We start from the raw sequence: 6,925 nt of genomic DNA, 5'->3' as shown, positions 1-6,925 counted from the left end.
GCTCTTCCGCCTGTCATTGCGATTGATGAATATAAAGGTGATACAAATGAAGGGAAATACCAGGTGATTATCGCTGATCCTGTTAACCGTCGACCGCTAGATATTCTCCCGAATCGTAAAGTAGAAACCGTTAAAAAATACTTACAGGAGAAAGGTCATCAAGTGGAAATAGTCGTTATGGATATGAGTCATAGCTTTAAATCAGCTGTGAAAAAAGCTCTTGGAAAGCCGATCATCATCGCGGACCGGTTCCATTTTTGTCGTTATATTTATTGGGCATTAGAAAAGGTTCGTAGACAAGCTCAAAAAGAATTTCACGATTATGATAGAAAAGAAATGTAAGCAAATGAAACATGTCTTTAATAAGAGAAAGAGAGATTTATCGAAGAAGCAACAGTGGTATTTAGAGAGGTACCTTTCCATGTCTAAGGAGCTGAAACAAGCTTACGAGCTTAAAGAAGCTTATTGTGAATGGTTTGAAATGGCCAAGCAAAAAGGGTCTACAGATATGATTTCCGTCAAAGAAGGTCTTTATAAGTATTATGAGAAGGTTGAGGCTTCTGGTATTGATGCGTTTCGTTCTGCCATCGAAACATTTAAAAATTGGCAGTCAGAAATCTTCAATAGCTTTGCGTTCGGTTATTCAAATGGTTTTGTGGAAGGGTTGAACAATCAAACAAAGGTAATTAAGCGTAATGCATTTGGGTTTCGCAGATATGATCGTTTTAGGATGAGGGTTTTACTCCATCATCAATGGAAAGGAATTCAAAGTCATATAGGGTAGGGAGTAGGCACATAGCCTACCCCAACATTTGATTTAGAACCATAAAATGCAAAGAAGATAGCCAAAAGGCTATCTTCTTTATTTCTAATCTATAGCAAGAAACAGGCAACTGATAACCTCAACTATCTTTTCTTAGGGCCGCCACCATTATTACCTCCGCCATTATTGTTACCGTTTCCTCTCGTCTTTTCGACCACAGGTTCTTCTACTGGTTCTTCTTCAACGACAGTTGTAGGTTCAACAACGGGTTCTTCTTTTATTGGTTCAGGTTCTGTTGGTGCTGGGGGTTCCGTATCGATTGGTTCTGAAACAGGTTGATTGACAGGGATGAATAAAACTTGTCCAAGAAATAACATGTCAGATGTTAAGTTGTTCGCTGACTGAATAGCATCGACTGTTGTTCCATATTGAAGGGATAGTCTCCACAACGTATCACCTGAAACTACCGTGTGATACACACCTGAGGTTGGCGTATCCTCTTCTTTTTGTACATCCTCGATGACATCGTGACGGTATAAATCCCACTGATCCATGAGTTTACCGACTACTTCTTGATAATAATCCCCGCCTAAGTGATTGTAGCCAGCGTTTGCAATGTCATATAGATACTCTCTTGAAGCATCCTCAACATTCCAACCGTTTGCTATTCGATCTTGATAGTTTTCTATCGCAAAATGATAGCGTTGGTTGACTAACAGATTACCCGTTAAAAATTGTACAGAATGCTCATAAGAATCGAAATGACGGTACCAATTATCTCGTCTTTGTGTTTCATCAAAAACGATTCGATCAGGACCATAGTTAGCAATTACAGGTATTGATCTATCAAAATCTTCATCAGGCTGCCCTTTTAACTGCCATGCATTAGGTGGGTTAAATCCCCATACTTTAATGCCGAAAAGGTTGTTTGCAAAGTGGGCTGTTCTTGTTGTTCCATAACCACTTTCAATAATCGCCATACCGATAATCGCACTTGCTGGCATGCCGTATTGTTTGCTTGCCTGAATTCCGTATTCCGTCATTTGGTTCACGAAGGCTTCTTTTTCGTCTTCCGTCGGGGCTTGAGTTTTACCTAAATAGGCATGTGAGTTTCTCCCTAAGTCTGCATCTTCGAACGGAAGAGGACGAAACAGGCTTGAAGCCTCTACATTTGTTGTTTGTCCAAGTGGAATGAAAGAAGGCTGAAAAACTCCTAAACTAAGAAAAGAAGCTATGATAACAGCAGTTGTTATTCTTTTAATTGACAATATAATAACCCCTTTCAAGATGTATAAGATATGATGTTGTCTTTTGGACAAACAAGTGATCACGCTAAAAAGAAGCGCTAAGATTAATTATAATTATTTAATAGAGCTTGCCTAGTAGTGAAAAATTGGAAGTTTCATAGATTGTGATTTTATATGAAAAAGGGGTATAAGGAGATGGGGGAAAGGTCAATGCATCCCTCAATAAAAGCGTTGCTGGGAATGACAAGGTAGCCTACCACGGACGGAATCTCCCCTCTTTTCAAACAAAATGCTCATAGGTCCCTAGGGGGGCTGTAGAAGCTGCTTTCACATGTATTCCGCGGGCATAATGAATGCGTTCACTTAAGTCTTGTCTCTTTGTGAAAAATAAGGGAGATGTCACGTTTTGTTGAAAAGTCACCTTAAGAACCTTCACATTAGACTGGTCGACTTTTAAAGAATAGAAGGAATTGGAGGAATATGAAATGGTCAATAAGCAGGAGTATCAATTATCATGAATCTTATAGTAGAGGGTGGAGGAGAATAGAAAGATGTCAATTCCTAAAGCGGAGTGGTTATGGGCAAGAGCATTTATGACATTTTTACAAGCGTCATAGTGACATTTCGATTAGTAGAAAACACAATCGCTCACAACTCCTAATAAACAAATAAAAATCTCCTACTACCTGATGGGGATAGAAAGTTCACAGCTAAGCCTCAGGCACTTTTCGAAAAAAGTTGACATTTTTTAAATTTTGAGAGGTTTCTCATCATAAATGTCGAAATCTTATATAATATATGGCTTATTCTTCCACAAGGGATTTATTGCAATAAAGTACGTAGATTAACAAACTTTCATAGATTGATTAACTTTTATTCGACAAATAGATTTAGGAGATTGAATGATGGGTAATATATTTAAAAAAAAGTGGTTTAAAAAAGAAGAAAAACAACAAAAAGAAAAAATCGAACAACAATTGGAGAAAACAGAGACATCGAGTGATCACTATGATGCTGTAATTGGACGAATGGCAGCTTTTTTTGCCCATGAAATTCGAAATCCTTTAACATCAATTATGGGTTTCACACAAGTGCTAGAAAACAAACCGAATATCAAAGAGAACCCGGATACTTCTCATTATATTTCTATTATTAAGGAAGAAGCAACACGGATGGAATCGTTAATTCAAGAGCTTCTTAGTTTGTCGAATTCGCACATACATCAAGACAATCTCTCGCTTATTGATGTGAATCATAGTATTGAAAAGATTGTAACCATCTATCAAGTCCACGCTGCTGAAAAAAACATTGAAATAAAAGCGGATTTATCCGATGAAACGTATATTTTTGGGAATGCAAACCGTTTTGAAAGAGTAGTCATCAATTTAATTAAAAACTCAATCGAAGCGATTGAAGAGCATGGGGCTATTGATATCAAAGTTACAAGAGAGAATAAATGGGTTACGATATCAATGATTGATACTGGACCTGGTATTCCTAGTGATCAACTTGAGCAAGTTTTTTATCCGTTCTATACGACTAAAGACGAAGGGACAGGGATTGGACTATCTATATGTAAAACGATTATTGAGACGTTAAGAGGAACACTAGAGATTCAAAACAAACCTCCTAAAGGTGCACATGTGATGATCAAAATTCCAGAAAGTCAGAATTCCCCCTTTAACAAATAAGCAATAACTGTTCATAGTAGTAGATAGGAGAAAAATCAATATGAACTATATCGTACCGTTTATAGTATCCTCATTTGAATGGATTGCCCTTTTATCGATTCCCATCGTCTTTCTAGGGTACTATTATCGTAATTATCTCAAACCAATAATTTTATTAGCATTTATTATGAGTTTGCTTTCGATATTGCTACGGATGACACCATTGCATGTAGCAATCATTATTGGGATCCAAATTTTGATCTTACTATTTCTTGTGAAGTTTTTCTTTAAAGTTAACTTTATGCAAGCTTATGTCATCACTAGTATGGGATATGGGTTTTATAATTTTGTACAAATGCTAATTATCGAAGCCGTTGTTCAAGCTTTGGAATTTCCATATGTTCAAATTTATTTTTCTTTACCAGTCACAGCAACGATACAACTATTTACCGCGGCTCTTATTTTAGGGATATGCTATGGTGCCCATTTGATTAAATTCGAATTGAGTGAGCTACGATATTTGATAGAAGATCGATCAATGAGTAAAAGCTCAAAAAACATCCTAGTTCTCCACTCTGTCTTAATGTTTGTATTTATCTGCCTAATTAACTTTATTTTCCTGACCGAAAATTTTGTTTTTAAATTTTTTACAATCATCATTACGCTAATTCTCACGTTTGTTATGTTGACAGTCTATATCATTATACATAGCCAATTTCAGCAGAAGAGGATCACAGAAGCAAAGAAGTTTTATTTAGATCAAGAACAACAAACAGCAACGATTGTAAAGAAATTGAGTGAAGATTATCAAGGACATTTCAAAGCCATCTCTAAGCTTTGCGAGAGTGATTCCTCTCATTTAATTAAAAAGTATTTGGATGAAAACCAGTTGTATCATAATCCAGCTCCACCTCCAGGTTTACTGGAAACTAACCATCGCTCTGGGTTAGGTCAGTTAGATGAAATGCTTTATGCGCTTCTTATTAATAAACGAAAACTAGCTGCTTTTCTCAACGTTTCTATTGATGTTACAACTGACATTAAAGATGAAGTACAAATTACTTTAGAGCAAGTAAGAAACCTTAGTATTATTTTAGATGATTTAATTTTAGTTCTTTACCAATCGCCCGAAGACCGAGAGAAACGAATTGATTTTCATATCGAAATTAACAATCAAGGGATTCTTTATGAGATATCTAGTCCTATTCATATAAGGGAAGAGCAATCCGCAGAAATGCAGCTATATGATGCCCTTTTACGATTCAAGAAAGGTGATGGGACTGTTCATACGGAATTGAAACCTGTCCATATACGCATCTATGTCCCTTTAACAAAAAGTGGGGGTGTTGAGTTTGTTTGAGAGATGGGCGATGGCCTGTGCCGACCATATAAAAAAGTCTAATCCTGATGAAACAGAGCCGCATGATATTCTTGTATTCGGATTTACGATCGTCATTAATTTGTTGTTTACTTTTTTATTAGCACTAGTATTGGGTGCATTACTAGGTGTATTGGCATTAACATTACAAGTGATCCTATCATTTATGCTCCTTCGTGTTTTAACTGGAGGAGCTCACCTTGAAAGCTCGCTTGCTTGTTCAATTGCGTCTCTATTTTTAATTAGTGCTTTTGTGTGGCTACCTGTCTCTCCTTGGCTCATGTATGTTTATTTTATTAGTACGATCATTTTAATAGTCTTATATGCACCTTACTATGAGCCACATCAAGTACAGCATTCAACAGAGTGGGAGAGGAAAAAGAAATACGCTGCTATCGGTTCTGTTTGTATGGGTATGCTTATCTATCTACTTTTTGGACAACCTGGTTTTGTTTTTGGTTCACTACTACAAGCTTTGTTACTAACACCAGCTAGTATTACATTAACGTATAAACTCAATACATTGATCAATAATGGGAGATGAGAATTGTGAAAAAAGCTGCAAAATACGCATCACAAATGACGCTTGCCCTATCTAAGGTATTTGTTAGTGCTTCTAGTCCCGCATTACATGCTCCAAAAATTCCCGAAAGCTTAAAGAAAGCGAAATAAGAGATATCGCATAGAAGTACGATTTAGTCTCATATAAAGAGGAAGGCTTCTTGACTGAAGTTTGTTCAAAATTTGAACAACAGGATGAGAGGAAGTTACTGTCGATGAATGTATGGCAAAAGTAACAGGCAGGCCTATTCATAAAGGGCACGGAAAAAGTGAATTTCACACTTTTTCCGTGCCCTTTCACTTATGATAGAGAAACCCGTTCACAAAGTACGTGATGATTTCTACATCGTCTTCAGTTACCTCACGCTCGAAATACGCGGACATGTCTGTTTTGATTTTCTCTAGATCTCCTTCATGTTTCTTTGTTAATCTAGCACTTGTTTCCAATATTGAAACAAAGCTAGCAAATTTAGCCTTTGTTAATGGTGCTGGGTGATGAGAGAGAAAGTAAATTTCTGCATCATAACCTTTGATCGCCTCTAGCAGCTTACTCATCTTTTCAATCGTATAGTGCCACTTTTCTGCGTACATATTTGCATAAAGGCAGTCACCGAGAAACAGCGCTTTTTCCTCTGGGATATAGAGGAGATTCGAGTCAGGTGAGTGATCTCCGCCGATATGTTCAATGATACAAGTAATCCCACCGAGATTTAGTTTTAGTTGCTTTTCAAAAATAATCGTCGGATCTGGTATGATAACCTCTCGCTTACTTCCGAGCTCTAGTTTTATCGCGTCTGCACAAAACGGAATTTCAATCCCTGCTTCGACACGTTCATCTAACGGCTTGTCTTCCCATGAAAACTTCTGTAGTTCATTTATTTTATCACTGGTGATGACATTGGCGATGGATGGCATATCCATTTCATACAAGCCAAAGACATGATCCCAATGCCAATGGGTAAGAGCGAGAAGATCTCCGCTAACATGATAGGAAGCTAATTGCTCTTTGAATCGTTTAGCATGACGAGAAGAATTCCCAGCATCAATCAACAGTGTTTGCTCGTCTCCGACGACCGCTGCCAATATCGGGCGATCTGTTTTTTGATATGGAGGGAGGTATAAGAGGCGATTGGAAAGCTTTTGTACTGTTTGCATGTATTCGAACTCCTTCAAGAATGGTTGTACCGTTATCATTATATCCTAATTCTAAGCTGACAAACCAACCTTGCAGTGGCTGGTTCTACAACGATAGCGTAGGGAGCTGTTCAAGTACTGACAGCGTTCAACAAGGCCACCACAACAAACA

The 6,925-nt window shown here is 37.4% G+C and carries 6 protein-coding genes and 1 pseudogene; 5 read left to right on the top strand and 2 right to left on the bottom strand.

From position 1 onward, the window contains the following. Positions 1–784 (top strand): annotated as a pseudogene (locus KH400_RS19250) (ISL3 family transposase); the annotation flags it as partial. A 122-nt stretch (positions 785–906) separates the two neighbouring features. Here the strand turns inward: KH400_RS19250 and KH400_RS19245 are convergent. Further along, positions 907–2,031: a glucosaminidase domain and LysM peptidoglycan-binding domain-containing protein gene (locus KH400_RS19245; RefSeq protein ID WP_217227495.1), complete on the bottom strand. Its 1,125-nt coding sequence runs from the start codon at positions 2,029–2,031 to the stop codon at positions 907–909. An 881-nt stretch (positions 2,032–2,912) separates the two neighbouring features. On the opposite strand from KH400_RS19245, the gene KH400_RS19240 reads away from it, so the two are divergent. Genes KH400_RS19240 through KH400_RS19225 form a run of 4 tightly spaced genes read left to right on the top strand, consistent with a single transcriptional unit; the run spans position 2,913 to position 5,730 of the window. Beyond that, positions 2,913–3,701: a sensor histidine kinase gene (locus KH400_RS19240; protein WP_217227493.1), complete on the top strand. Its 789-nt coding sequence runs from the start codon at positions 2,913–2,915 to the stop codon at positions 3,699–3,701. Positions 3,702–3,741: 40 nt separating this feature from the next. Further along, complete coding sequence (locus KH400_RS19235) at positions 3,742–5,040, top strand: hypothetical protein (RefSeq protein ID WP_217227492.1); 1,299 nt, start codon at positions 3,742–3,744, stop codon at positions 5,038–5,040. Then, positions 5,033–5,602 (top strand): accessory gene regulator ArgB-like protein, encoded by a 570-nt coding sequence (locus tag KH400_RS19230; protein WP_217227491.1) that lies wholly within the window; start codon positions 5,033–5,035, stop codon positions 5,600–5,602. Before KH400_RS19235 ends, KH400_RS19230 begins: the two co-directional genes overlap by 8 nt. Positions 5,603–5,607: 5 nt before the next feature. Beyond that, positions 5,608–5,730, top strand: a complete 123-nt coding sequence (locus KH400_RS19225) for an AgrD family cyclic lactone autoinducer peptide (protein WP_217227490.1) — start codon at positions 5,608–5,610, stop codon at positions 5,728–5,730. A gap of 186 nt (positions 5,731–5,916) precedes the next feature. Here the strand turns inward: KH400_RS19225 and KH400_RS19220 are convergent, their stop codons facing one another. Then, positions 5,917–6,774, bottom strand: a complete 858-nt coding sequence (locus KH400_RS19220; RefSeq protein WP_217227489.1) for an MBL fold metallo-hydrolase — start codon at positions 6,772–6,774, stop codon at positions 5,917–5,919. Between the last annotated feature and the right edge of the window lie 151 nt (positions 6,775–6,925).

The organism is Desertibacillus haloalkaliphilus (assembly GCF_019039105.1).
Taxonomy (GTDB): Bacteria; Bacillota; Bacilli; order Bacillales; family KJ1-10-99; genus Desertibacillus; species Desertibacillus haloalkaliphilus.
This window is presented reverse-complemented; position numbering and strand designations above follow the sequence as displayed.

Bases quoted from the DNA above. Each gene is read 5' to 3' on its own strand.
- KH400_RS19240 (WP_217227493.1), top strand. From the start codon at position 2,913: ATGATGGGTAATATATTTAAAAAAAAGTGGTTTAAAAAAGAAGAAAAA.
- KH400_RS19235 (WP_217227492.1), top strand. From the start codon at position 3,742: ATGAACTATATCGTACCGTTTATAGTATCCTCATTTGAATGGATTGCC.
- KH400_RS19220 (WP_217227489.1), bottom strand. From the start codon at position 6,774: ATGCAAACAGTACAAAAGCTTTCCAATCGCCTCTTATACCTCCCTCCA.